The following is a 215-nucleotide window of genomic DNA, read 5'->3' as shown; positions in this document are numbered from 1 at the left end:
TCACGGTCGATGCCGCGCAGCAGCGCGCCGATGTTGTCGCCTGCCTCACCGCGATCCAGCAGCTTGCGGAACATTTCAACACCGGTGCAGGTGGTGGTCTGCGTGTCCTTCAGGCCAACGATCTCGATGGTGTCGCCAACGTTGATCACGCCACGCTCGACACGACCGGTCACAACCGTACCACGACCCGAGATCGAGAACACGTCTTCGATCGG

Annotated in this window: 1 protein-coding gene; it reads right to left on the bottom strand. The window is 61.9% G+C overall.

Features of this window, described 5'->3' with window-relative positions:
- On the bottom strand, positions 1-215 hold a 215-nt coding region (locus D8Z78_RS24435; protein WP_240672267.1), incomplete at both ends, for an EF-Tu/IF-2/RF-3 family GTPase.

Source organism: Tropicibacter alexandrii, from assembly GCF_003667315.2.
Taxonomy (GTDB): domain Bacteria; phylum Pseudomonadota; class Alphaproteobacteria; order Rhodobacterales; family Rhodobacteraceae; genus Tropicibacter; species Tropicibacter alexandrii.
The sequence above is the reverse complement of the archived record's forward strand: the minus strand, read 5'-3'. Positions and strand labels throughout refer to the sequence as shown.